This window comes from Micromonospora sp. NBC_01655 (assembly GCF_026339755.1).
In the GTDB taxonomy this organism is placed as follows: Bacteria; Actinomycetota; Actinomycetes; order Mycobacteriales; family Micromonosporaceae; genus Micromonospora.
Genome location: NZ_JAPEQF010000001.1, coordinates 3,960,873 through 3,983,232 on the forward strand (window position 1 = coordinate 3,960,873; position 22,360 = coordinate 3,983,232).

At 72.9% G+C, this 22,360-nt stretch carries 22 protein-coding genes; 13 read left to right on the forward strand and 9 right to left on the reverse strand.

What is annotated here, in order from left to right:
- Positions 1-11 precede the first annotated feature (11 nt).
- A complete protein-coding gene (locus OOK41_RS18190; protein ID WP_266266055.1) occupies positions 12-896 on the reverse strand; it encodes an alpha/beta fold hydrolase in 885 nt (294 codons plus the stop codon).
- A 203-nt stretch (positions 897-1,099) separates the two neighbouring features.
- On the opposite strand from OOK41_RS18190, the gene OOK41_RS18195 reads away from it, so the two are divergent.
- From OOK41_RS18195 to OOK41_RS18220, 6 genes are all read left to right on the forward strand, one after another.
- Complete coding sequence (locus tag OOK41_RS18195; protein ID WP_117672628.1) at positions 1,100-1,438, forward strand: YciI family protein; 339 nt, start codon at positions 1,100-1,102, stop codon at positions 1,436-1,438.
- Positions 1,435-2,694: an RNA polymerase sigma factor gene (locus OOK41_RS18200; RefSeq protein ID WP_266266056.1), complete on the forward strand. Its 1,260-nt coding sequence runs from the start codon at positions 1,435-1,437 to the stop codon at positions 2,692-2,694. The genes OOK41_RS18195 and OOK41_RS18200 overlap by 4 nt, the downstream gene beginning before the upstream one ends.
- A gap of 95 nt (positions 2,695-2,789) precedes the next feature.
- A complete protein-coding gene (locus OOK41_RS18205; protein ID WP_117672632.1) occupies positions 2,790-3,590 on the forward strand; it encodes an SDR family NAD(P)-dependent oxidoreductase in 801 nt (266 codons plus the stop codon).
- A gap of 206 nt (positions 3,591-3,796) precedes the next feature.
- Positions 3,797-5,260 (forward strand): MFS transporter, encoded by a 1,464-nt coding sequence (locus OOK41_RS18210; RefSeq protein ID WP_266266057.1) that lies wholly within the window; start codon positions 3,797-3,799, stop codon positions 5,258-5,260.
- A 357-nt stretch (positions 5,261-5,617) separates the two neighbouring features.
- The gene (locus tag OOK41_RS18215) at positions 5,618-6,175 is read left to right on the forward strand and encodes a pyridoxamine 5'-phosphate oxidase family protein (protein WP_117672636.1); all 558 of its coding nucleotides are present in this window, start codon (positions 5,618-5,620) and stop codon (positions 6,173-6,175) included.
- Between the two features lie 239 nt (positions 6,176-6,414).
- Positions 6,415-6,744 carry a TfoX/Sxy family protein gene (locus tag OOK41_RS18220; RefSeq protein ID WP_117672638.1) on the forward strand — a complete coding sequence of 110 codons (330 nt, stop codon included), beginning with the start codon at positions 6,415-6,417 and terminating at the stop codon, positions 6,742-6,744.
- A gap of 136 nt (positions 6,745-6,880) precedes the next feature.
- On the opposite strand, the gene OOK41_RS18225 is transcribed toward OOK41_RS18220, so the two are convergent.
- On the reverse strand, positions 6,881-8,422 hold the full coding sequence (locus tag OOK41_RS18225) for a GMC family oxidoreductase (RefSeq protein ID WP_266266058.1): 1,542 nt from the start codon (positions 8,420-8,422) through the stop codon (positions 6,881-6,883).
- Positions 8,423-8,697: 275 nt separating this feature from the next.
- Positions 8,698-9,348 carry a TetR-like C-terminal domain-containing protein gene (locus tag OOK41_RS18230; RefSeq protein WP_117672642.1) on the reverse strand — a complete coding sequence of 217 codons (651 nt, stop codon included), beginning with the start codon at positions 9,346-9,348 and terminating at the stop codon, positions 8,698-8,700.
- 96 nt (positions 9,349-9,444) lie between these two features.
- Here OOK41_RS18230 and OOK41_RS18235 point away from each other — a divergent pair, with 96 nt between their 5' ends.
- The 3 genes from OOK41_RS18235 to OOK41_RS18245 all read left to right on the forward strand — a co-directional run bounded on the left by OOK41_RS18235 (position 9,445) and on the right by OOK41_RS18245 (position 12,134).
- Positions 9,445-10,791, forward strand: coding sequence for a carotenoid oxygenase family protein (locus tag OOK41_RS18235; protein WP_266266059.1), 1,347 nt, complete (start codon positions 9,445-9,447; stop codon positions 10,789-10,791).
- Between the two features lie 163 nt (positions 10,792-10,954).
- Entirely contained in the window at positions 10,955-11,545 is a 591-nt protein-coding gene (locus OOK41_RS18240; RefSeq protein WP_117672646.1) for a hypothetical protein, read from the forward strand.
- Positions 11,535-12,134, forward strand: a complete 600-nt coding sequence (locus OOK41_RS18245) for a copper resistance CopC family protein (protein WP_266266060.1) — start codon at positions 11,535-11,537, stop codon at positions 12,132-12,134. Before OOK41_RS18240 ends, OOK41_RS18245 begins: the two co-directional genes overlap by 11 nt.
- Positions 12,135-12,214: 80 nt before the next feature.
- Here OOK41_RS18245 and OOK41_RS18250 read toward each other — a convergent pair whose 3' ends face one another.
- Both OOK41_RS18250 and OOK41_RS18255 read right to left on the reverse strand, forming a co-directional pair.
- Positions 12,215-13,090, reverse strand: a complete 876-nt coding sequence (locus OOK41_RS18250) for an SDR family NAD(P)-dependent oxidoreductase (protein ID WP_117672651.1) — start codon at positions 13,088-13,090, stop codon at positions 12,215-12,217.
- Positions 13,091-13,115: 25 nt separating this feature from the next.
- Positions 13,116-13,715 (reverse strand): carboxymuconolactone decarboxylase family protein, encoded by a 600-nt coding sequence (locus OOK41_RS18255; protein ID WP_165878267.1) that lies wholly within the window; start codon positions 13,713-13,715, stop codon positions 13,116-13,118.
- Between the two features lie 324 nt (positions 13,716-14,039).
- Between OOK41_RS18255 and OOK41_RS18260 the strand changes: the two genes are divergently transcribed.
- The gene (locus OOK41_RS18260) at positions 14,040-15,104 is read left to right on the forward strand and encodes a carboxymuconolactone decarboxylase family protein (RefSeq protein WP_117672656.1); all 1,065 of its coding nucleotides are present in this window, start codon (positions 14,040-14,042) and stop codon (positions 15,102-15,104) included.
- Positions 15,105-15,558: 454 nt separating this feature from the next.
- Positions 15,559-16,338, forward strand: coding sequence for a helix-turn-helix transcriptional regulator (locus OOK41_RS18265; RefSeq protein ID WP_256371565.1), 780 nt, complete (start codon positions 15,559-15,561; stop codon positions 16,336-16,338).
- A 224-nt stretch (positions 16,339-16,562) separates the two neighbouring features.
- Here the strand turns inward: OOK41_RS18265 and OOK41_RS18270 are convergent, their stop codons facing one another.
- Together OOK41_RS18270 and OOK41_RS18275 are read right to left on the reverse strand one after the other, a co-directional pair.
- Entirely contained in the window at positions 16,563-17,264 is a 702-nt protein-coding gene (locus OOK41_RS18270) for a maleylpyruvate isomerase family mycothiol-dependent enzyme (protein ID WP_266266061.1), read from the reverse strand.
- A complete protein-coding gene (locus OOK41_RS18275) occupies positions 17,261-18,352 on the reverse strand; it encodes an SDR family NAD(P)-dependent oxidoreductase (RefSeq protein WP_266266062.1) in 1,092 nt (363 codons plus the stop codon). The genes OOK41_RS18270 and OOK41_RS18275 overlap by 4 nt, the downstream gene beginning before the upstream one ends.
- A gap of 234 nt (positions 18,353-18,586) precedes the next feature.
- Between OOK41_RS18275 and OOK41_RS18280 the strand changes: the two genes are divergently transcribed.
- Together OOK41_RS18280 and OOK41_RS18285 are read left to right on the forward strand one after the other, a co-directional pair.
- Positions 18,587-19,573, forward strand: a complete 987-nt coding sequence (locus OOK41_RS18280) for a DUF1702 family protein (RefSeq protein WP_266266063.1) — start codon at positions 18,587-18,589, stop codon at positions 19,571-19,573.
- 59 nt (positions 19,574-19,632) lie between these two features.
- Positions 19,633-20,937, forward strand: a complete 1,305-nt coding sequence (locus tag OOK41_RS18285) for a cytochrome P450 (protein ID WP_243640165.1) — start codon at positions 19,633-19,635, stop codon at positions 20,935-20,937.
- A 406-nt stretch (positions 20,938-21,343) separates the two neighbouring features.
- On the opposite strand, the gene OOK41_RS18290 is transcribed toward OOK41_RS18285, so the two are convergent.
- Positions 21,344-21,883 carry a flavin reductase family protein gene (locus OOK41_RS18290; protein WP_243640160.1) on the reverse strand — a complete coding sequence of 180 codons (540 nt, stop codon included), beginning with the start codon at positions 21,881-21,883 and terminating at the stop codon, positions 21,344-21,346.
- 3 nt (positions 21,884-21,886) lie between these two features.
- Positions 21,887-22,360 carry a thioesterase family protein gene (locus OOK41_RS18295; RefSeq protein WP_117672668.1) on the reverse strand — a complete coding sequence of 158 codons (474 nt, stop codon included), beginning with the start codon at positions 22,358-22,360 and terminating at the stop codon, positions 21,887-21,889.

A 22,360-nucleotide genomic window follows, 5' to 3' on the forward strand; every position in this document is an offset into this window, starting at 1 on the left:
GTCCGGACCGGTCAGGCCGTCTCGGCCAGGAAGCGCAGGATGTGGCCGTTGGTGATCTCCGGTTGCTCGGTGAGCGGGACGTGCCGGGAGTCGGGGACCAGCGCGCCGGCCGAGCCCTTCGGCAGCGCCTCGACGATCCGGGCGAGCTTCTCCTCGTTCATCGCGAAGGCGACGTCCTGGACGCCGAAGATGTTCAGCGTCGGCTGGCTCGGCAGGGCCCCCCACAGCGCGCCCTGCTCGGCCGCCCACTCGGGGCTGCCGAACGTCGTGGCGGGGAAGTTGGTGCGGTACATGCCGAGTGCGGCGTGCAGGTTCTCCGGGGTGCCGAGGGCGGCCCGGATGTCGGCCAGGTCCTGGGTGACGTCGTAGCCGTCCCGTGAGTACTTGTGCAGCATGAACTCCAGGAAGGCCAGGTCGTTGGCGGCGACCAGCTCGTCGGCAGCGGCCATCTGGAAGAACCAGAAGTGGGCCTGGACGTTGATCCCCCTGGGGTCGAGCAGGTACTCGCCGAAGAACTGGAACGGCGGCACGTCGCAGGCGACCAGCCGCGACCACCGCTGCGGCTCCTGCACCGCCGCGGCCCAGCAGCTGGCCGCCCCGAAGTCGTGCCCGATCAGCACGGCCCGCTCGTCCCCGCCCAGGACCTCGTGCAGGGCGTTGACGTCGGCCGCCATGTCCCGGAGGTGTTCGCGGCCGGGCGGCGGGACCGAGCTGGGGGCGAAGCCGCGGGTCCACGGGGCCACGGCCCGGTAGCCGGCGTCGGCCAGCGCCGGCATCAGGTGCCGGAACGAGTTGGGTGTGAACGGGAAGCCGTGCACCAGGAGGGCCAGCGGCCCCTCGCCCAGTTCACGGTATGCGATGTCGACACCGTTGACGGTGACCTGTGATTGACGCATGGGGTGCCTCCTCGGCGGGCATGGATTGATCCAAGACTGGCCGAGCCGACCATGCCCCGCTTCTTCGTGCGTGCTGCCCTACCACAACTTGATGCCCCACGTGGGGCATCGACCGGGATGTCCCTCGATTTGGTGAAAGACCGGGTGGTCGCGTCTGTCCCGGTCTCCCCGTCGTTGTATTGCGCGGACCTGGGAGGGGGACCGTGGAGTACGCACTGGTGATCTTTCACGACGAGGCCGGCGAACTGAGCCCGGCGGAGATCGACGAGCACCCCCGGCACCGGGCCTGGCTGGACGAGGTGCGCCGGCGGGGGGCGTTCGCGGGCGGGCAGCGGCTGGGCCCCGGCCGCGCCGGCCGGACCGTCCGCACCCGGGCCGGGGGCACGCTGGTCACCGACGGGCCGTTCATCGAGGCCCGGGAGCAGGTGGGCGGGTTCGTCCTGCTGCGCTGCGCGGACCTCGACGAGGCCACCGAACTCGCCGCCCTGCACCCGTTCGCCGAGCTGGGCGCCATCGAGGTGAGGCCGGTCTGGACCCGGTGACGTTCACCGTCGACGCCGCCGTGGCCGGCGCGTTCCGCCGGGAGTACCGCCAGCTCGTCGGCAGCCTCGTCGACCTCACCCGGGACCGGAGCCTGGCCGAGGACTGCGTGCAGGACGCGTTCGCCGCCGCGCTGGAGCGCTGGCGGCGCGAGGGGGTGCCGCGCCGGCCCGGGGCCTGGCTGACCACCGTGGCGCGCAACCGGGCCGTCGACCGGCTGCGCCACGAGACCGTACGGGCCGCCCGGCTGCGCGAGGCGGCGGCCACCCTCCCGGCGTACGACGAGCAGCCGCCGGTGCCGCCGCTGATCCGGGACGCCCAGCTACGCCTGATCTTCACCTGCTGCCACCCCGCGCTGTCGCTGCCGTCGCAGGTGGCGCTGACCCTGCGTACCGTCGTGGGGCTGGGCCCGGCGGAGATCGCCCGCGCCCTGCTGGTCCCGCCGGGGACCCTGGCCCAGCGGCTGGTACGGGCCCGGCGCGGCGTACGCGACGCCGGGCTGCGCTGCGAGCTGCCGCCGGCCGCCGAGCTGCCCGGGCGGGCCACGGCGGTGCGCGCGGTGCTGTACCTGCTGTTCACCGAGGGGTACGCCGCCACGGCCGGCGCGGACCTGGTGCGGCGCGGGCTGTGCGCGGAGGCCGTCCGGCTGGCCCGGCTGCTGGCCCGGCTGCTGCCCGACGACCCGGAGACGCTCGGCCTGCTCGCGCTGCTGGTGCTGCACGAGGCCCGGCGCGACGCCCGGACCGACGCCCACGGCGACCTGGTGCCGCTGGAGCGGCAGGACCGCCGGCGGTGGGACCGGGGCCGGGTGGCCGAGGGGGTGGGCCTGCTGGACCGGGCGCTGCGTCGCGGCCGGCCCGGGGCCTACCAGGTCCAGGCGGCGATCGCCGCCTGTCACGCCACCGCCCCGGACGCCGCGCGCACCGACTGGGCCCAGATCGCCGGGCTCTACGCCGAGTTGGCGCGGCTGACGCCGTCGCCGGTGGTGCAGCTCAACCGGGCGGTGGCGGTCGGGATGGCGCACGGCCCGCAGCGGGGCCTGGCGCTGTTGGAACAGGTGGAGCGCTCGGGCGAGCTGGCGGGCAACCACCTCGTCCCGGCCGTCCGCGCCGACCTGCTGCGCCGGCTGGACCGGCGCCCGGAGGCGGCCGGGGCGTACCGGCGGGCGCTCGACCTCGCCGGCAACGACGCCGAGCGTCGGTACCTGCGGGTACGGCTGGCGGAGGTGACCGGTCCATCCCGGGACCAAGCAAAATAAAGCACCAGAAAATGTATATTTCCCCAAGGGCTGCCCGTCGGTCTGACGAACCCGGTCCGGTGCCGCCGGCCCGGACCACGACGAGGGGATCAGACATGTTGCTGGAGAGCAGGACCGCGATCGTCTACGGCGCCGCGGGCGCGCTGGGCGGCGCGGTGTCGCGCGCCTTCGCCCGGGAGGGCGCCACCGTCTATCTGGCCGGGCGGCACCTCGACCGGGTCGAGATGCTCGCCAAGGAGATCACCGCCGAGGGCGGCCGGGCGTACGCCCACCAGGTGGACGCGCTCGACCAGGAGTCGGTCGACGAGCACGCGGCGCTGGTCGCCGAGCGGGCCGGCGGGATCGACGTCTCGTTCAACGCCGTCGGCCTGGACCACGTGCAGGGCGTCCCGTTGCGCGAGCTGGACCTGGACGACTTCCTGATGCCGATGAACACCTTCGTCCGTACCCAGTTCCTCACCGCCACGGCGGCGGCGCGGCGGATGGTCGAGCAGCGCTCCGGTTCCATCGTCGTCCTTTCCACGTCGGCGGCCCGGGCGCCGATGCCCTCGGGCGGGTTCGGCGTGGCCTGCGCCGGCATCGAGTCGCTCTCCCGGGAACTGGCCGGGGAGGTGGGCCCGTTCGGGGTGCGGGTGGTCTGCCTGCGGCCCGACGCCATCCCGGAGAGCGTGCAGCACGGCTCGTACGTCCGAGACACGTGGCGGCGCGCGGCCGAGGCGAACGGGGCGACGCTGGAGGACATGCTGGCCGCCAAGCCCGGCATGCCCGACCCGCTGCTGGGCCGGGCGGTGACCCTGGCCGACGTCGCCGGCACCGCGGTGTACCTCGCCTCGGACCTGTCCAGCGGGCTCACCGGGTCGATCACCACCGTCGGGTGTGGAGTCCTCGTCGACTGACCGGGCGCCGGCCGCCCGGGAGCGACGTAGCCCGGGCGGCCGGCGCCCGCCTCTCGGCACCATGTGAGAAATAGAGCAGGCTCGGGCTGGGCGGGGCGGGGTAGCGTTGGATGGGCCCACACGGCGGGTGCTCAGGGTGCCACTGCCAGTGGTACGCACGGCAGGGAGATGGGTACCCCGACCGCGGCTACCTAGTGTTCGTGGTCATGGCGGAGAACCAGAGCACGTCGGAGCAGCTCAGCTCCGCGCAGAAACTTGCCCTCTTCGTATTGCTCGGCGCGCAGTTCATGCTGTCGGTCGACTTTTCCATTCTCAATGTGGCCCTTCCGCGGATGGGCGAGGGCGTCGGGCTCAGCCTGGCCGACCTTCCCTGGGTCGCCAGCGCGTACGCGCTGCCCGCGGCCGGCTTCACGCTCCTGTTCGGCCGGATCGCCGACCTGTTCGGCCGGCGGCGGTTGTTCCTGACCGGCATCGCGCTGCTCACCGTGGCCTCGCTGCTCGGCGGCTTCGCGACCAACGCCACGATGCTGCTGAGCGCCCGGGTGTTGCAGGGCTTCGCCAACGCGATCGCCATCCCGGCCGCGATGGCGCTGCTGATCACGACCGTGTCCGACGAGCGGGCCCGCGCCCGGGTGCTCGGCCTCAACGGCGCGCTGCTCTCGGGCGGCTTCACCGTCGGCGCCCTGGTCGGCGGCAGCCTGGTCAGCGCCCTGGACTGGCCCTGGGCGTTCTGGATCAACGTGCCGGTGGCGGTGGCCATCATGGTGCTGACCCCGCTGGTGATCAAGGAGAGCGTCCGCCCCACCGGGGTCAAGCTGGACGTCCCCGGCGCCGTCACGGTCACCGCCGGCCTGCTCGCCCTGGTGTACGGCGTGAGCATGCAGAGCTGGATCGGTCTCGTCGTCGGTGCGGTGCTGATCGGCGCCTTCTGGTTCGTCGAGTTGAAGGCCAAGGCGCCCCTGGTGTCGCTGACCCTGCTCAACCGGCCGAACATCAAGTGGGGCAACTACGGCGGCATGGTCGCCTTCGTGATGGCCAGCGGCATCAACTTCGGCCTCACCCTCTACATGCAGGACGTGCTCAAGCTGGAGCCGTTCACCACCGGTCTGGTGTTCGGCGTTCCGGGCCTGGTGGCCGTCGTCGCCGGCGTCATCGCCGGCCGGATGATCGGGCGCTACGGCTACCGCAACGTGCTCGCCATCGGCCTGCTGGTGCAGGGGCTGACCACCGTCCCGCTGCTGCTGACCGGTACCTCGGCCACGCCGAGCCTCCTGCTGATCGTCCCGTCGCTGTTCCTGATGTACTTCGGGCACGTCACGGCCGTCGTCGCCTACACGGTGACCGCCACCTCGGGTCTGGACGACTCGCAGCAGGGCCTGGCGACCGGCCTGGCCACCCTGGCCCAGCAGATCGCCGTCACCATCGGTATCCCGATCTTCGGGGCGATCGTCGCCACCCGCACCGACGTGTTGGACGGTCTGCACCTCGCCATGCAGGTGCAGATCGTCGTGATCCTGCTGTCCGTGGCGCTGATCTGGGTCGGCCTGCGTGACCGGGGCGCCGCCGCCGGGCCGTCGGCCACCGAGCGGCGGGAGCCGGAGCTGACCGCCGAGGCGCAGCAGCCCGCGCCGGTGCCGGTGCCGCGCAACGTCAGCGAGAACCCGGTCTAGGGCCGGTACCAGGGTCTGCCGTAGCGGCTGATCCACTCTCCACTCTCGATCCTCGGCCGGGCGCCGGGGCCGGTGACCGGCGAGGTCTCCGGTGGATGGTTCATCGACGATGATGGCCACCCGCCGGGGGCCTCGCCGCTGTCGTGGCCCCGGGGGCCGGCCGCCGAGCCGGCCGCCGGGGCCATGGCCAGATAAGCACGCTCAGAGAAGGGGGGCCTTCCGCCCCTTGCGAGAATTGGTGAGAGCGAATATGTCAACCCGACGGCGCGGGAATCGGACCGTGGCGGACGGTGCGCACCGTGACGGAGTGGGCGTGGTATCCGCCGCCGCAGCTCCGCTCGTACAGAAGGGGCACCCATGGACTACCCGGAGATAGTGCACCTGGTGAACACCGATCCGGTGGTGCAGACCCTGTTGGCGGCACCGATCCTGATGCGGCTCGGGTACGTGGGACTGGACGGCCATCCCCGCTCGATCCCGGTCGCCTACGTGTGGAACGGCAGGGCCTTCGTCTTCGCCAGCCCGACCACGGCGTACAAGGTCAGGGCGATCGCGGCGCATCCGCAGGTGTCCTTCACCGTCGACACCATGGCGGCTGAGCCGCGCGAGAAGGTCGCGGCGGTGCTCGGGGCGCCGGTCGCCGACTACACGCCGCTGATGATGCTGGTCCGCGGCACGGCCTCGATCGAGGTCGAGCAGGGGCTGCCCCAGGTGCACATCGACGCGTCCCGCCGGATGATCGGTGAGCACAACGTGCCGGAGTGGGAGCGCAGCAAGCGCGAGCACACGAGAGAGATGGCCCTGGTCACGATCGTGCCGACCCACGTGACCGTGTGCGACTTCATCACCCGGTTCCCGCCGCCGGTCGAGGTCAACGCCGCCACCCACGGGGCGCCCCCGGATCCGGTGCACTGAGCCGGCCGAATGGTCCACCCGCCTCCCCGGGGCCGCTGCGGGCTCCGTGCGCCGCACGTCCGCCTCCGCGGGCCGTCCGCCACCTGGCGGGCGGCCCGTTGGGCATCCGACGCGCGTCTGCGGCGGCTGCGGTGCGGGACCCGTCCCGCCCGGGGCCGGTGGCACGGCACCCGTGCCGGCCTTCCCAGGCGCCCGCGCCGGTCCCCGGACGACCGGACCGGGCGTGCCACGATGACCGGGTGGCGTACGACGAGGGCCTCGCGGCCCGGCTCCGGGAACTGCTCGCCGACGAGTGGGGGCTGACCGACCGGCGGATGTTCGGTGGCCTGGCCGTCCTCGTCGAGGGCAACATCGCGGTGGGGGTGTGGGGCGACGAGTTGATCGTCCGGGCGGACCCGGCGCAGGAGGAGTTGCTGGGCGTCGAGCCGGGGGTGCGCCCGTTCGACGTCACCGGCCGGCCGATGCGGGGCTGGTTCCTGGTCGCGCCCGACGCCTGCGCCGAGGACGAGGACCTGCGCCGGTGGGTCGACCGGGGCCTCGGGTACGCCCGGACCCTGCCGCCGAGGTAGCGCCCACCCGGCCCCCGCCGACTGCCGCCACCCGCCGGGAGCGGCGCTCTGCGCCCGCGCGGCCGGCGGGCCGGACAGTGCGACGGGCGCCCCGCGGGGTTCAGCACCGCGGGACGCCCGTCTCCGGTACGGCCGGTCAGGACTGCCTGAGCCAGTCGGCGAGCCGCTCACCGATCATGATCGAGGTGAGGTTGGTGTTGCAGTTGACGATCGACGGCATGACGGAGGCGTCGCAGACGTAAAGGCCCTCGATGCCGTGCACCCGCAGCCGCTCGTCGACCACCGCGCCCTCGTCGCCGGTCGCGCCCATCCGGGCGGTGCCGACCGGGTGGTAGCCGCTGTCCAGGCTGAGCCGGACGTAGTGGCGCATCAGCTCGTCGTCCTCGGCCATCTCCTCGCCGAGCACGACGAACCGCTGGCCCTTGTCCTGGATGCCCGCCGTCTGCATGAACTGCCAGCACTGGCGCACGGCGGCGATGAGGGTCTGGATGTCGCGCTCGGTGTCGAGGAAGTTGAGCACGACGTCCGGCGGTGCGGTGGGGTCGGCCGAGGTGAGGGTGAGCCGCCCCCGGGACTCCGGCCGCTGGTGTACGACCATCACCCCGAAGATCGTCTTCGCGGCGGCCAGCATCTGCAGCTCGGGGAAGAGCGTCAGGTCGAAGTGGTTGATCATGTAGTACTGGAGGTCGTTGAACTCCGTGGACCCCGGTGCGGTGGTGCGCAGCAGCATCTGCAGGAAGGCGTCGTCGGTGTTGAACGTGCCCGGCTCGGGCACCATGAACGCGCCGGTGCGCGGGTGGTCGATCAGGTCGGCGCCCACCCCGGGGCGGTCCAGCAGCACGTCGATGCCCAGCCGCCGCAGGTCGCCGGCGGGCCCGATGCCCGAGCGCATGAGGATGGCCGGGGAGTTGACCGCGCCGGCGGCCAGCACGACGGTGCCGGCCTCGATCACCTCGGTGCCGCCGCCGGGCTTGGCCACCTCGACGCCGCGCGCCCGGTTGCCGGCGAACAGCACCCGGTTGACCTGGACCCCGGACCGGATCTCCAGGTTCTCCCGGCCGCGGGCCTCGCTCAGGTACCCCATGGCGGTGGAGAACCGGGTGCGGGCGTCGCGGCGGTTCGACGGCATCGGGCCGACGCCGCTGGCCTCCGGGTGGTTGTGGTCCTCGATGGCGGGGAAGCCGGCCTTGAGGCAGGCGTCCTGGAACACCTGCTGCACCGGGGTCAGCTCGTCGCCCGTGAACCGCCGGATCGGGATGGGGCCGCCCTTGCCGTGGTACTCGTTGTCGAAGTCCAGGTCGTCCTCGAGCCGCTTGTAGAACGGCAGCACCTCGTCCCAGGCCCAGGCCGGGTTGCCCATCTCGGCCCACTCGTTGAAGTTCTCCGGATTGCCGCGCAGCGCGATGGTCGCGCCGACCGCGGAAGACCCGCCGGTGACCTTCCCGCGCGGGTAGATGATCCGCCGGCGGTCGGTGATCTCGGCCTTGAAGTGCCAGTCGTGGATGTCCATCGACATCGCGCTGCCGTTGAGCAGGTCGGGTGGCGTGTCGGCGACCGTGGCGAAGTCGGGGCCTGCCTCCAGCAGCAGGACCTTGCGGTGGGGATCCTCGCTCAGCCGGGCGGCCAGCGCTGCTCCGGCGGAGCCGGACCCGACCACGAGATAATCGATTTCGTGCATCATCGGCGTCCTTCGGTACGTGGAGGGTTGGCGATCCTGTCGGACTGACCCACAGGAGTGGATGCGCTTCCATTGCGGACGTGCTCGGGACCCGCCACGAGCATCACACCGGGCTCCGCCCGTCGCTTCTCCGCCGTTGCTCACCGGCCCCGGTCGCTGCCGTAGGGCGCGTTTCCACCAGGGATGGTCGCCCCGCCGCCCCGCCGCCCCGCCGCCCCGCCGCCCCGCCGCCCCGCCGCCCCGCCGCCCCGCCGCTTCGTGCCGGCGTCGAGGCCTCAGGTGCGGGGGGAGCGCCGCCGCCGGGCCCGGGCGAGGGAGGCCGCCGTCGCCTCGTACCCGTCGCCCGCGCCGACCATCAGCGAGCGTAATTGCGCCTCGAAGCACACGTCGGCGTCGTACGGGTCGATCAGGTAGCCGCCGAGTTCGAGGCTGACCAGCCCGTGCAGGGCGATCCACATGTTCTGCGCGACCAGCAGCGGGTCACCGGTGCGGAACCGGCCCTGCTCGGTGGCCCGGGCCACGGCGTCGACCAACGGCTGGAGGGTGTACTTGCCGTGCTGCCGGTCGCCCTCGGCGAGGGCGAACCCGCCGAGCGCCGCGCTGCCGAACATCACCTGGTAGAGCTGCGGGTGGTCGAGCGAGTTGGCCCGGTACGCGTACCCGAGGGCCATCACGTCGGCGACCGCGTCGGGAGTGGCCCGCACGATGGACATCCGCCGGTGCAGCCGCGCGAAGCCCTCGTGCACCATCGCCCGGACCAGGTTGTCCATGCCGCCGAAGTGCGTGTACACGGCGGTGGTCGAGGTGCCCACCGCGGCGGCGAGACGGCGCGTGGTGAGGCCGGCGGCACCCTCCTCGGCCAGCAGTCGGGCGGCGGCCTCCAGCAGGGTGGTCGCCAACTTCGGGTCGATCCGGCGCGGACTCACATTGACATGATCTCATGCCCGGCGTACGTTCAATGAAGTAACGCTGTTACGTAACTGCGATACGCCAAAAGATCGCGCCAGCTCGTGGAGGCCCCAATGAGCGTCGTCGCCCTCGCCCCCCAGACCCTGCCCCAGCACGACAACCGGCGCCCCGTCGCCGCCGAGGCGACCGAGCTCGACCTGGTGGTCACCGGACGGCTGCCCGCCGAGCTGGACGGCTGCTTCGTCCGGATCGGGCCGAACCCGATGGGCGTCGACCGGTCCGGTCACGCCCTGGTCGGCGACGGCATGGCGCACGGGGTGCGCCTGCGTGAGGGCCGTGCGCTGTGGTACCGCAACCGGTGGATCCGCACCGACCGCACCACCCGCGCCCTGGGCGAACTCGCCCTGCCCGGCCCGCGGCACGGGCTGTCCGACAACGCCAACGCCAACGTCATCCGGCACGGCGGGCGCACCCTGGCCCTCGGCGAGGCGGGGGTGCTGCCCGTCGAGCTGGACGACGAGCTGGACTCCGTGGCCCGGATCGACTTCGACGCCACCCTGCCGCACGGCTTCGCCGCGCACGCCGAGTGTGACCCGGTCACCGGCGAGCTGTTCGCCGTCGCCTACTACCACGAGCTGCCGTACGTCGAGCACCTCGTGCTGACCCCCGAGGGGCGGGTGCGCCGCAGCGAGCGGATCGAGGTGTCGGGCCCGCCGCTGATGCACTCGCTGGCGCTGACCGACCGGCACTCGGTGCTGTTCGACCTGCCGGTCACCTTCAACCCGGCACTGGCCCGGGCGGGCTCGCGCTTCCCGTACGCGTGGTCGCCGCAGCGGCCGGCCCGGCTCGGGCTGCTCCCACGCGAGGGGCGCGGGACCGACGTGCGCTGGTTCGACGTCGACCCCTGCTACGTCTTCCACCCCGTCAACGCCTACGAGGTCGACGACCGGTGCGTGGTCGACGTGGTGCGCTACGAACGGGTCTTCGACCGCGACCTGCACGCCCCGGGCGAGTCCGCCCCGACGCTGTGGCGGTGGACGCTGGACCTGACCCGCGGCACGGTCGGCGCCGAGCAGCTCGACGACATCCCGCAGGAGTTCCCCCGCATCGACGAGCGCCGCAAGACGATGCCCCACCGGTACGCCTACACCGTGGCCATGCAGTCCGGGGCCGGGGTGCTGGGCGGCTCGGCGCTGCTGCGTCACGACCTGGTGCGCCGTTCGGTCGCGGTGCACGACTTCGGGCCGTACCGCGAGGCGGGTGAGGCGGTGTTCGTCCCGCGCGGGCCGCTGTCCGCCGAGGACGACGGATGGCTGCTGACCTACGTCTACGACGGCCGGACCGACCGTAGCGACCTGGTCGTGCTCGACGCCGGCGACTTCGCCGGCCCGCCGGTCGCCGTCGTGCACCTGCCGGGCCGGGTGCCCAGTGGATTCCACGCCAACTGGCTCGTGTCCTGAGCCGCCACCCCGGGGGCACCGGGGTGGCAGATTACCGACAGCAACTGGGCAATCTGGAGGAACCATGGAACAGGACGGCCGGTTAGCTTCGCGGCAAGCCGCTCTCCCCGTCTCCCCGCAGGGCGCGGCGGACTCCCCCGCGTTTTCACGGAAGGTGCCGAAGATGACTCAACCCCTCGCCGCCGCTCCCTCGTCAGGGCTGCTCGCGCGGCTCAACGGGGCCCATCACAAGGCGGCCCTGAACGGCTTCCTCGTCGTCGTGCTGGCGCACTGGGCCGAGCACCTGGTCCAGGCGTACCAGATCTGGGTGCTCGGCATGGCGCGGCCGAAGGCGCGCGGCGTGCTGGGCCAGTTCTACCCCTGGCTGGTCTCCTCCGAGTGGCTGCACTACGGCTACGCCATCGTGATGCTGGTCTTCCTCTTCGCGCTGCGCCGCGGCTTCGTCGGCCGCGCTCGTACCTGGTGGATGGTGGCGCTGGCCATCCAGTTCTGGCACCACATCGAGCACTTCCTGCTGCTGTGGCAGGTGCAGAGCGGCACCATGTTCTTCGGCCAGAAGGTGCCGACCAGCATCCTTCAGCTGGTGCTGCCGCGGGTCGAGCTGCACCTGTTCTACAACTCGATCGTGTTCGTCCCGATGGTGGTCGCGATGTACCTGCACCTGCGGCCGAGCCGGCGCGAGCAGGAGCTGATGACGTGCAGTTGCGTCGGGCACCGCGTCTCCAGCCAGTCCGTCGTGCCCCATGCCGCGTGAGCTGAGCCTCCTGTCCGGCGGCCGTCGACGGGCGGCCGTCGCCGCCGTGGTCGCGGCGGTCGCCGGACTGCTCGCGCTCACCCCCGGCGCGGCCCGGGCCGACGGCGCCCTGGTCTCCGCGGACCCACCGGCCGGCGCGGTGCTCACCACCGCGCCGGCCGAGGTGACCCTGGACTTCGGCGCGGGCATCGACGAGGGGCAGTCGCACGCCGCGGTGCTCGACGCCGGGAGCAGGGCGGTCACCGACGCCGAGCCGACCCTGGCCGGCTCCACGCGGCTGCGGCTGCCGGTGCGCATCGGCGCCGCCGGCGACTACACGATCGCCTACCACGTCACCTTCACCGACGGCACGACCGCCACCGGGGCGCACCGGTTCAGCGTGGGCACGGGCGTCGCGCCGGCCCCGCTGGACGACGCCGCCCGCCGGGCCAGCACGGACGCGGTGGCCACGCACGGGCACGGCATCGACGGTTTCAGCGCCTTCCTGCTGGTCATCGACGGCGCGGTGCTGGCCGTGGCCCTCGCCCTGCTGTGGCTGCGTCCGCGCGGCGGGCGGCCCATGTCCCTGCGCGTCGACCCACAGACCTGACGGGCGGGCACGACGTGACAGCATCCCGGACGACGGAAAGCGGCGCCGACGAGATCCGTCGGCGCCGCTCGTGCTCGCGGTCAGGGGATGGGGAAGAACGCGCGCACGAACTTCTCCCACCCTCGCTCACCGATGATTGCCCGCATCTTCGGCAGCACCCGTGGCGGCATGCCGAGCCGGTACCGGATGCGCGGGTTCGGGGTGGAGACCGCCGTCTCGAGGACCTTGGCGACGTTCTCCGCCCGGACCGCGATCTTGCCGCGCAGCGGCGGGTTGTCGCTGAGCCGGTACGCCTGGTGCCAGTCGACGAAGTGCTCCCAGAAGTCCCGGTACAGCGCGGGGTTCTCGTGCGAGTCCATGCCCAGGTCGGCGACGCTGTCCGGGACGAAGCCACCCAGGATGGGCGCCGGCTGGAGCAGCACCACCTTGATGCCGAAGGGGGCCACCTCAAGGCGCAGCGAGTCCCCGATGGCCTCCAGCGCGTGCTTGGTGGCCTGGTAGTAGCCCCGGCCCGGGGTGGCGAACATCCCGAAGATCGACGACATGATGATCACCCGGCCGCCGCCCTGCTCGCGCATGCCCGGCAGGACCATCTGGGTGAGCCGGCACAGTCCGAAGACGTTCGTCTCGAACTGGGCGCGGACCTGGTCCATCGGGGTCTCGCCGATGGTGCCGTTGAGGCTGTACGCCGCATTGTTGATCAGGGTGCCGACCGCGCCGTGCTCGTCGGTGATCCGCTTGACCGCCGCGGCCATCGACTCCTCGTCGTTGACGTCGAGATAGAGCACGGTGATGCCCTCGTCGGCGAGGTCGGCCAGGGCCTCCACGTTGCGTCCGGTGGCGTAGACCGGCCAGCCGGCCCGGTGCAGCCGCAGCGCGGTGGCCTTGCCGCTGCCCGAGGACATGCCGGTGCCCGACGAGGCGCCGGTCAGCAGGATGGCGCGTGACTGGGTCATGATGGGATCCCTTTCCGGCCGGGGTTCACTCGTCGGCCAGCCGCGCGATGCGGCTGCGGTCCACGGAGGAGCCCAGTCCGGTGGCGTCGACCAGCCGGTTGATGAACGCGAACAGGCAGGCGCAGAAGACCGCCTCCAGCATCTCCGCGTCGCTCCAGCCGGCCGCGGCGGCCTTCTCCCAGTCCGCGTCGGTGATCTTGTACGCGCCGGTGCTCACCTTCGTCACCAACTGCATGAGCGGCATGGTGCGCTCGTCGACCGGCAGCTCCTCGGCGGTGTTCGCGTTCGACACCGCCTCCAGCAGCTCGTCGCTGCCGCCGAACTGGCTCAGGAACCAACTGTGCGTCCCGACGCAGTACGGGCAGCCGTTGAGCTTGGACGTCCAGGCCGAGATCAGCTCCTTGAGGTGCCGGGGCAGGGTGTCCCCGCCGAAGATTCCGCCATATCCGGCGACCACCACCGCGAGCAGCCGCGGATTGGTGGAGGCGAGCCGGAACATGTCGGGCACGAATGGCAGCCCGGTGACCGCCTTGATTTCTTCGTAGAGTTCGGCGGTGCGACCCTCGGCCTGATCCTCGTCAATCAGCGGGACTCTGATTCCCGGCTGTTTCGTTGTCGTTTCCATGGGCCTTCTCCTCGTTGCTCGGGCGATGCCCGGCCAGTGGGGCGACATTGCGTTCCACGGCGAAGTGGGGCTGCTGTCGGTGCTGGCCGCAGCGATCTCCGACGGGGCTGCGGGGCGACACGGAAACGCCGACGACGGCGGTCGGGCAGCGATTCCGCTGGCCCATGATGGCATGTCGCCGCAGCTCCGGTGCTCTCCCAGATTGCCTACTGGGAAGGGTCCTGCGGTTGGGCCGGCGGCACGGTTCGACCGTAGTGGGTACTGGAAGAAGGCACTTTTCGCCGATAACCTGTGGTCAATTCACAGAGATGGATGAGGTACGTGATGCCGGCAAGTGTGCTGCGACCGGTGCTGGGTGCGCTCGGGTTGACGCAGATCCGATACGTCGACGCGGTGCGTCGGGGGCGGGCGAGTGGCCTGGTGGCCGAGGTCTACAAGCAGGTGGAAAGGGACTTCGGCGTGCTCGCGCCGCCGGTGGCCCTGCACGCTCCGGCGCCCGAGGCGCTGGCCGCGGCGTGGATGCTGCTCCGGGAGACGCTGATCGTCCCCGGTGCCGCCCCACGGGCGGCCAAGGAGGCGGTGGCCACCGCGGTCTCGCTGGGCAACTCCTGCCCGTACTGCGCGACCATTCACAACAACGCGTTGGGCCTGCTCGGCGGGGCCGGCGCCGGCGGGTCCAGCCGACCCGACCCGGAGCGGGACGCCGGCGAGGCGGAGCTGGAGGGGATCGTCGCCTGGGCGATGCACGCCGACGGGCGGTCCCGGCCGGACCGGCCGCCGTTCCCCGCGGCCCAGACCCCGGAGCTGGCCGGGGTGGCGGTGCTGCTGCACTACCTCAACCGGGTGGTGAACGTGTTCCTGCGCGACGTGCCGCTACCGCCCGGGGTGCCGGAGGTCGCGCTGCCCATGGTGCTGCGGGTGCTGGGCTGGGCCATGATGAGCGCGTCGCGGCGCCCGCACGAGCCGGGCCGGTCCCTGGACCTGCTGCCGGCGGCGCCGCTGCCGGCGGACCTGTCCTGGGCGGCCGGCAACCCGGCGGTCGCGGAGGCCTTTGGTCGGGCCTGCGCCGCGATCGACGAGGCCGGCCGTCGCTCGGTGCCCGAGGCGGTCCGTGACCTGGTGCTGGTCAACCTGGTCGGCTGGCGTGGCGGTCCGCGGGGGATCAGCCGGGCCTGGGTGGAGGATCTCGTCGGGGGGCTGTCCGAGCGGCAGCGGCCCGTCGGTCGGCTGGCCCTGCTGGTCGCCTTCGCCTCCTACCAGGTGGATCCGGGGGTCGTGCGCGGCTGCCGGCTGGTCGGCGCGGACGACCGGACGCTGGTCGAGATCTCCTCCTGGGCGGCGATGGCGGCGGCCCGGTGGCTGGGTGGCCAGCTCCCGGTCTCGCACTGATCATGTCCGGACACGACGCGCATCGTCGAACAATTCGGATAATCGCTGCGACTGTCAGATTAAGTTGCGTCGCTGCGAGTGAGAACATCGAAAGCTACCGTACTTATTGATCTCCATGCATGGTATCGTCCTAACCCATCCGGACCACTTAGGACACTCACAGTAAGCGCGGTTCGAGAGGTTTCGGTCCGCACTTACGCTACCCGACCACACCGGTGAACTGGTCATTCTTCACAGTTTTCGCGGGGCGGTCGAACACCTGTTCCGCTACGGTGCGACGACGGTGTCGTGGCGATCTGGACAGGATCTCGTCGCCGGCCGTGGGGGCGACCCCGCAGCCGGCGACCCGGCGCGCAGGTACGTCGTGCCAGGTTGCGGCCGGAGTGTCTCCAACGTGTTCACCGAATGGAGTTGATTCGCCGTGCACAACGCCGTCGAAAGAGCCATCTCGATCATGTGGGATCGTTACCACGAACCACTGTCGCTCGATACCATGGCCGATTCCGCCTTTCTCAGCCGCTTTTACTTCTCCCGGCTGTTCCGGTCGAAGACGGGCACTTCGCCTGGCCGCTTCCTGACCGCGATCCGGCTCTACAAGGCCAAGAACCTGCTGCTCGAGACGGACATGAGCGTCACCGACATCGCCTACGCGGTCGGCTACAACAGTCTGGGCACCTTCATCAGCCGGTTCACCCGCAGCGTGGGCATCTCGCCGGCCCGCTACCGCTGGCTGGCCGAGCACGGCATCCCGCAGCTGGCCCGCACCCGGACCCCCGGCCCGCGCCGCCGGGCCAGCATCTCCGGACGCCTCGCCCTGCCCCCGGTCGACGTGCCGGTGAAGGTGTACGTCGGCGTCTTCGACAGCCCGATCGTGCAGGGCCTACCGGCCTCCTGCGACATCCTGGAGGCCTCCGGCGAGTACGTGCTGCGCGACGTGCCGGAGGGGGAGTGGTACCTGCGGGCCGCAGCGATCGCGCTCGACGACATCGCGGCCCGGCCGTCCATGCGCCGGCCCCTGGCGGTCGGCTCGCACGACGCGCTCACCGTCACCGCCGGTGTCGACCTCACGGTGGATCTCGATCTGCACCACACCGGGGTGTTCGACCTGCCCATCCTGATCGCGCTGCCCGAACTGGACAGCAACGCCCCCGGCAGCCGGACCCGGCACGGCTTCGCCCGCACCGACCGGCGCACCGGCCGGCCGTCGCGGATGCTGCACGGGGCCAAGTCGTGACGGCACCCCTCGGGCGGTCGCGACCCCGGACCCCGGGCCGGGGCCCGGCGCCGCAACGCGGTCACGGGCCCGGTGGCACCGCCGCCATCGGGGGATGAGGACGCGGGCCGCGCGGGACCCGGCAACGCGTCCAGGAACACCTCCCCTGGGGAGGGGAGCAGGCCGGTGGGACGGGGGCACCGGCCGGCCGGGCCGCCGACCGGTGCGCACGGCGGAACCGGCGTTCAGCGTGCGGGTTCGGCGACGGCCGACTCCGGCACCCGGAACGGGCCCCAGGTGAACGCCGGCAGCCAGCGCCCCGGATCCGCGCTCCACCGCAGCGACCGGATCTGCGCCGTGGTGCGGCGACCGGCCAGCGACAGATAGACCTCGTGCCACGGGCCGGACATCGTGGCCACCGGCACGCCCGTTCCCGCCACGTGCCGCCCGTGCTCGGTCTCGACCGTCAGCGGCGGCAGGCCGTGGCCGTCGAGCGAGGCGGAGAGCCCCGTCAGCAGGACACCCGAGGCCACCGGCAGCGCCGGGTGGTCGACCGGCGGCGGCACGCCCAGCGCCTGACGCAGGTCCAGCTCGTGGGTGAACGCGTCCATCACCAGGATGTTCCGGTCCATCGAGCCCGGTCCGGCGAGGAACTCCTCCACCGGCCCGCTCAGCCGCTCCCACTCGTCGAGCAGCTCCGGCAGTCCGCCGTCGGGCACCGGGCCGGGGGTGGACCCGGTGACCCGGCCGTGCACCCGCGCGCAGATCTCCACCAGGTGCGCGACGAGGTCCCGCACCGTCCATCCCGGACAGTGGGCCACCGGCTCCGCGCCGACCCCGGGCGGCCCCTGGGCCAGCAGGGCCGCCGTGGCCTCGCGGACCTGGCGGTAGGCCGCGACGGCGCGGACCTCGGACGGGCGGGCGGGGTGCGGTTCTGCGACGGTCATGGTCGTGCCTCCTCCCGCGGCGCTGCCGCGGCTCGGACGGATCCCGCCGCGGGCGCGGCGGGCTCGACAGGTACGGCGGCCCGGCCGGCCTGCGCCGCCGTGAGCCGCCCCGTACGGTGCAGCCAGCGCACGGTGTCGGCGATCGTCTCGACGACCGGCCGGGGCTCGGGTCCCGCCGACCGGGCCGCCTCCTCCGGGCGGGCGTCGCAGGCGCAGACGTAGCAGGCGCCGTACTCGGCCGGGATGTGCCACGGCCACACCCGCTGCACCACGTCGGTGGCGTAGGCGAAGGGCAGCATCGCCCGGGCCGGCAGGAACAACGTGGGCAGCCGGCGGCCGGTCACCTCGCGCACGGCCCGGACGTAGTCGCGGGTGCGCAGGTAACGGCCCGGGCCGAGGTGCCGGTCGCCGGGCTCGGCCGGGCCGGTGGCCAGCTCCGCGAGCAGCGTGGCCGTGTCCCGGACGTCGCCGACCGGGAAGCCGCCGGTGGGCCACATCGGCATCAGGCCGCGCAGCACGTTGCGCAGCCGCGCGTTCTGGTCGCCGAGCTTCGGGTCGTCCGGGCCCAGCAGAGCCGGCGGGTAGCTGATCACCACCGGGTCGCCGTGCGCCTGGTGCCGCCGGGCGACCCGCTCCGCGGCAGCCTTGCTCGCCAGGTACGTCTCCCGGGCCGTGCTCGGCGGCGACTGCGGGCCCACCGTTCCGGCCGGGGACGGCAGCAACGCGCCGAACGTCGACACGTGCACCGACCGCCCCACCCCGAGCCGGCGGGCCGCCGCCAGCACCACCTCCGTGCCGCGCACGTTGGTGCGCCGGGTGGCCTCGTGCCACCGGCTGTCGAAGGAGTAGACCGAGGCGGCGTGCACCAGCGCGTCGACCCCGCGGACGGCCCGGGCCACCGCCGTCTCGTCGGTGACATCGCCGTCCGCGACCTGCACCGCGTCGCTCGGCACGGACAGCGGCGACAGGGCCGGGTCGACCCGGTCGGGGTCGCGGGCCAGTACCCGCACCCGGTGTCCGGCCGCGGCGAGTGCCGCGACCGTGTGCGCGCCGACGAAGCCCGTACCGCCCGTCACGAGTACCAACATCGCGAGCTCCTCTCCGCCCGCGACCGGCGCGGGACGCGCGGCGCGCCGCGGCTGCCGGGCATGGCGGGCGGCTCGATCGTGCCCCCGCCTTCAGGCGGCGAACTACTCCCAGCGTGCCGTCGTCCCGGCCGTTGCGCCGCAGGTCAGAGGGCAATCGGGAAGTGGTGTCGGACGCCGGACGGCCGGGAGGATTGGGCAGTTGGATCGTCAATCCTGGATGAATGGGAGCAGCAGGTGGCCGGCACCATCAGGGCGCTCAGGCGCCGCGTCCTCACCCCCGACGTCTCGGAGACCCTCGTCTCCACCCGGGGGTTCCACGACAAGGGGCCGGAGGCCCGCACCATCCTGGAGACGGTCGGGTCGTCGTTCCTGGCCGGGCTCTCCTCGGCGGCCGGCGCCCGCCGGGTGACCGACGTCGACACCGAGCTCGCCGAGCTGCCCACTCGGTTCCAGGGGTTCGCCTACGAGGGCGTGGCCATGGGCTTCGCGCTGGTCGACGCGCTGACCCCGGGCACCCCCCGGCGCAGCGCCGAGTTCCTCGCCGGCACCGGCGACCGGCACGTCTACATGGCGTACGTCGGGATCGGCTGGGCGCTCGCCCGACTACCGAAGTTCCTGTGGCGCCGGGCCCTGGCCGCCGCCACCGACCCCTTGCTGCGCTGGCTCGTACACGACGGCTACGGCTTCCACCAGGCGTACTTCCACACCGACGCGTACGTGCACGGCCGGCGCGCGGTGACCGACTTCCCGTGGCCGGCCGAGGGCCCCGTCTCGTACGCCGCCCGCGCCATCGACCAGGGCATCGGCCGGGCCACCTGGTTCGTCGCCGGGTGCGACCCGACGGTCGCCGCCGACCTCATCGACCGGTTCGCGCCGGCGCGGCACCAGGACCTCTACAGCGGCGCCGGCCTCGCGGCCACGTACGCGGGCGGCTGCACCGAGGAGGAGCTGCGGCTGTTCGTGACCCGGGCGGGCGAGCACGCCCCGTTCGTCGCCCAGGCCTCCGCGTTCGCGGCGCAGGCCCGGATCCGGGCCGGGCTGCTGGTGCCGCACACGGAGTTGGCGGCCCGGGTGTTCTGCCGGACCTCCGCCGCCGAGGCGGGCCGGATCACCGACGAGCTGATCCCCGCCGGACCGGCGGCAGACGGCCTGCCCGCGTACGAGGTGTGGCGGCGCGCCGTGGCCGAGCGGTTCCGGGTCGGCGCGAGGGTGCAGCCGTGACCGCCGTCGCCGACCGGGGCCGGCTGCGCCCGCCGGGGCCGTCGCCCTGGACGGCGCCGATGCTGCTCGGGCGGATGGCCCGCAACCGGCTCGACGTCATGCGGGCGGTCTCCGCCCGGCACGGCGACGCGGTCCGGCTGCCGCTGGGACCGAAGACGCTCTACTTCTTCAACCACCCCGACCACGCCAAGCACGTGCTGGCCGAGAACCCCGGCAACTACCACAAGGGCATCGGGCTGGTGCACGCCCGCCGTACCCTCGGCGACGGCCTGCTGACCAGCGAGGGCGAGCTGTGGACCAAGCAGCGCAAGGTGATCCAGCCGGTGTTCCAGGCGCGCCGCATCGCCCGGCAGGCCGACGCGGTCGCCGAGGAAGCGGTGCGGATGGCCGACCGGCTCCAGCGCATGGTCGGCGGCGGCCCGGTCGACATCCGGCACGAGATGACCGAGTTGACCCTCGGCGTGCTGGGCCGGACGCTGCTCGACGCCGACCTCGGCGAGTTCGGCGGGATCGGCGAGGCGTTCGAGGCGGTACAGGACCAGGCGATCTTCGAGATGATGTCGCTGAGCACCGTGCCGACCTGGGTGCCGTTGCCCCGGCAGCTACGCTTCCGCCGGGCCCGCGCCGAGCTACAGGAGATCGTCGACCGGCTGGTGGCGCACCGGCGGGCGCAGCCCGGCGGCACCGAGGGCCGCGACGACGTGGTGTCCCGCCTGATCGAGTCGACCAGCCGGGAGACCGACCCGCAGGTGGCCCGGCAGCGGATGCGCGACGAGCTGGTCACCCTGCTGCTGGCCGGGCACGAGACCACCGCCAGCACCCTCACCTGGGCCTTCTACCTGCTCGACCAGCACCACGAGGTGTGGGAACGGATGCACGCCGAGGCCGTCGAGGTGCTCGGCGACCGGAACCCGGTGTACGAGGACCTGCACCGGCTGCGGTACACCGCGATGGTGGTCGACGAGGTGATGCGGCTGTACCCGCCCGTGTGGCTGCTGCCGCGCGTCGCCCAGGGCGACGACACTGTCGGCGGGTGGCACGTGCCCGCCGGCGCCGACCTGGTGCTGTGCCCCTACACCCTGCACCGGCACCCGGAGTTCTGGCCCGATCCGGACCGCTTCGACCCGCTGCGGTTCGACCCGGACCGGCGTACCGACCGACCGCGGTACGCCTTCATCCCGTTCGGCGCCGGCCCGCGCTTCTGTGTCGGCAACAACCTCGGGCTGATGGAGGCGGTGTTCGTCCTCGCCTGCGTGGCCCGCCAGCTACGCCTGTCGCTGAGCCCCGGGTACCCGGTGGTGCCGGAGCCGATGCTGACCCTGCGGGTGCGGGGCGGCCTGCCGATGCACGTCCACGAGGCCTGACCCGTCCGATCCGTCGATCCAGGCGCAACCGGTGCTTTCCGCCGGTTGCGCCTCGTCGTGTCCGGCCGGGGGCCGGCCTGTCCGGCCCGGGCCGCCGCCGGCGGTGCGTCGCCACGGCCGGTCCGCGGCCCCCGGGGTCGTCCGGCCGGCCGGGCCCGGCGTTCGCCGCCGGCCGGGCCCGGCGTTCGCCGCCGGCCGGGCCCGGGGTTCGCCGCCGGGCTGGCGCGCCGCGAGGCCGGCCCCGGGCGTTCCGCCCGCGCCGGCCCTGGTGGTTCCCGCACCGGGCGGTGGCCCGTGCCGGCCCTGGTGCTCGCCCGGCCCGCACGGCGACGGCCGGGTCGACCACGCGGGGTGCGTGGCCGCCCGGCCGTCGGTGGTCGGCCCGGTGGGCGCCGGGCCGACCCGGTCAGCCCTTGCCGACCTCGCAGAACCGGCCGCCGTGGAACAGCAGGGCGTCGCTGCTCTCCCCACGGCCGGTGGCGAGCACCGAGCCGAGGAAGATGGAGTGGTCGCCGCCGTCGTACACCGCCGCCAGCTTGCACTCCACCCAGGCCAGGTTCCCGGCCACGATCGGCGCGCCGGTGTGCGGGCCCGGCTCGCACCGCACCGTCTCGAACTCCCGCTCGTCGCGGGGCCTGCTGGAGCTGGCGAAGTACCGCGCCAGCCCCTCCTGGTCGGCGGCCAGGATGGACACCGCGAAGGTGCCCTGGGCCAGGACGGTGTCGTGCATGACGGCGTTGCGCTTCACGCACACCAGGACCATCGCCGGGTCCAGCGACACCGAGGTGAACGCGTTCGCGGTCATGCCGTGCGGCAGGTCCCGGCCCGACGTCACCACCGTCACGCCGGTGGCGAACATCCCCATCACCGTCCGCAGCTCGGCGTGGTTGGCCGCGGCAGGCACCGTCGCCGGTCCGGCGGTCGGTCGCTGGTCCGCTCTGGTCACGGCTCAGCCCTCCCCGACGCCTTCGAGCACCTTCCGGCCACCAGCCGTGGGGGCCACCGCGTAGCGCGACAGGGCCGCGCGCAGCGTGTCCGGCACCCGGGTCGGCCGGGTGTCGGTGTTCGGGCCGCGCATGCACGCGATCCGCTGCCGGCCCCGGGCCACCAGCTCCTCGAAGCCGTCACGCAGCCGCACGTAGTCGAACGCGAAGCCGATCTGGGTCTGGGTGAGGTCCTCCAGCCGCATCCGGATCGACAACTCGTCGAACGCGGTGATCTCGGTGAAGAACTCGCACTCGCACTTGAGCGTGAACAGCTTCAGGTCGTCGCGGATGTCCGCCAGGACCTCCGGCGCCTGGTCCCGCAGGAACATCTCCCGGCACCGGCCCTGCCAGCGCATGTAGTTGACGTAGTAGACGTTCCCGACGAGGTTGGTCTCCTCGAAACCCACCAGGTGCCGGTACTCGTAGTACGACTCCAT

What these genes read in the sequence shown, in the direction of transcription:
- OOK41_RS18190 (WP_266266055.1), bottom strand. Translation starts at nt 896, where the DNA reads ATGCGTCAATCACAGGTCACCGTCAACGGTGTCGACATCGCATACCGT.
- OOK41_RS18205 (WP_117672632.1), top strand. Translation starts at nt 2,790, where the DNA reads ATGTTGCTGGAGAGCAGGACCGCGATCGTCTACGGCGCCGCGGGCGCG.
- OOK41_RS18210 (WP_266266057.1), top strand. Translation starts at nt 3,797, where the DNA reads ATGGCGGAGAACCAGAGCACGTCGGAGCAGCTCAGCTCCGCGCAGAAA.
- OOK41_RS18215 (WP_117672636.1), top strand. Translation starts at nt 5,618, where the DNA reads ATGGACTACCCGGAGATAGTGCACCTGGTGAACACCGATCCGGTGGTG.
- OOK41_RS18225 (WP_266266058.1), bottom strand. Translation starts at nt 8,422, where the DNA reads ATGCACGAAATCGATTATCTCGTGGTCGGGTCCGGCTCCGCCGGAGCA.
- OOK41_RS18235 (WP_266266059.1), top strand. Translation starts at nt 9,445, where the DNA reads ATGAGCGTCGTCGCCCTCGCCCCCCAGACCCTGCCCCAGCACGACAAC.
- OOK41_RS18240 (WP_117672646.1), top strand. Translation starts at nt 10,955, where the DNA reads ATGACTCAACCCCTCGCCGCCGCTCCCTCGTCAGGGCTGCTCGCGCGG.
- OOK41_RS18245 (WP_266266060.1), top strand. Translation starts at nt 11,535, where the DNA reads ATGCCGCGTGAGCTGAGCCTCCTGTCCGGCGGCCGTCGACGGGCGGCC.
- OOK41_RS18250 (WP_117672651.1), bottom strand. Translation starts at nt 13,090, where the DNA reads ATGACCCAGTCACGCGCCATCCTGCTGACCGGCGCCTCGTCGGGCACC.
- OOK41_RS18255 (WP_165878267.1), bottom strand. Translation starts at nt 13,715, where the DNA reads ATGGAAACGACAACGAAACAGCCGGGAATCAGAGTCCCGCTGATTGAC.
- OOK41_RS18260 (WP_117672656.1), top strand. Translation starts at nt 14,040, where the DNA reads ATGCCGGCAAGTGTGCTGCGACCGGTGCTGGGTGCGCTCGGGTTGACG.
- OOK41_RS18265 (WP_256371565.1), top strand. Translation starts at nt 15,559, where the DNA reads ATGTGGGATCGTTACCACGAACCACTGTCGCTCGATACCATGGCCGAT.
- OOK41_RS18270 (WP_266266061.1), bottom strand. Translation starts at nt 17,264, where the DNA reads ATGACCGTCGCAGAACCGCACCCCGCCCGCCCGTCCGAGGTCCGCGCC.
- OOK41_RS18275 (WP_266266062.1), bottom strand. Translation starts at nt 18,352, where the DNA reads ATGTTGGTACTCGTGACGGGCGGTACGGGCTTCGTCGGCGCGCACACG.
- OOK41_RS18285 (WP_243640165.1), top strand. Translation starts at nt 19,633, where the DNA reads ATGCTGCTCGGGCGGATGGCCCGCAACCGGCTCGACGTCATGCGGGCG.
- OOK41_RS18295 (WP_117672668.1), bottom strand. Translation starts at nt 22,360, where the DNA reads ATGGAGTCGTACTACGAGTACCGGCACCTGGTGGGTTTCGAGGAGACC.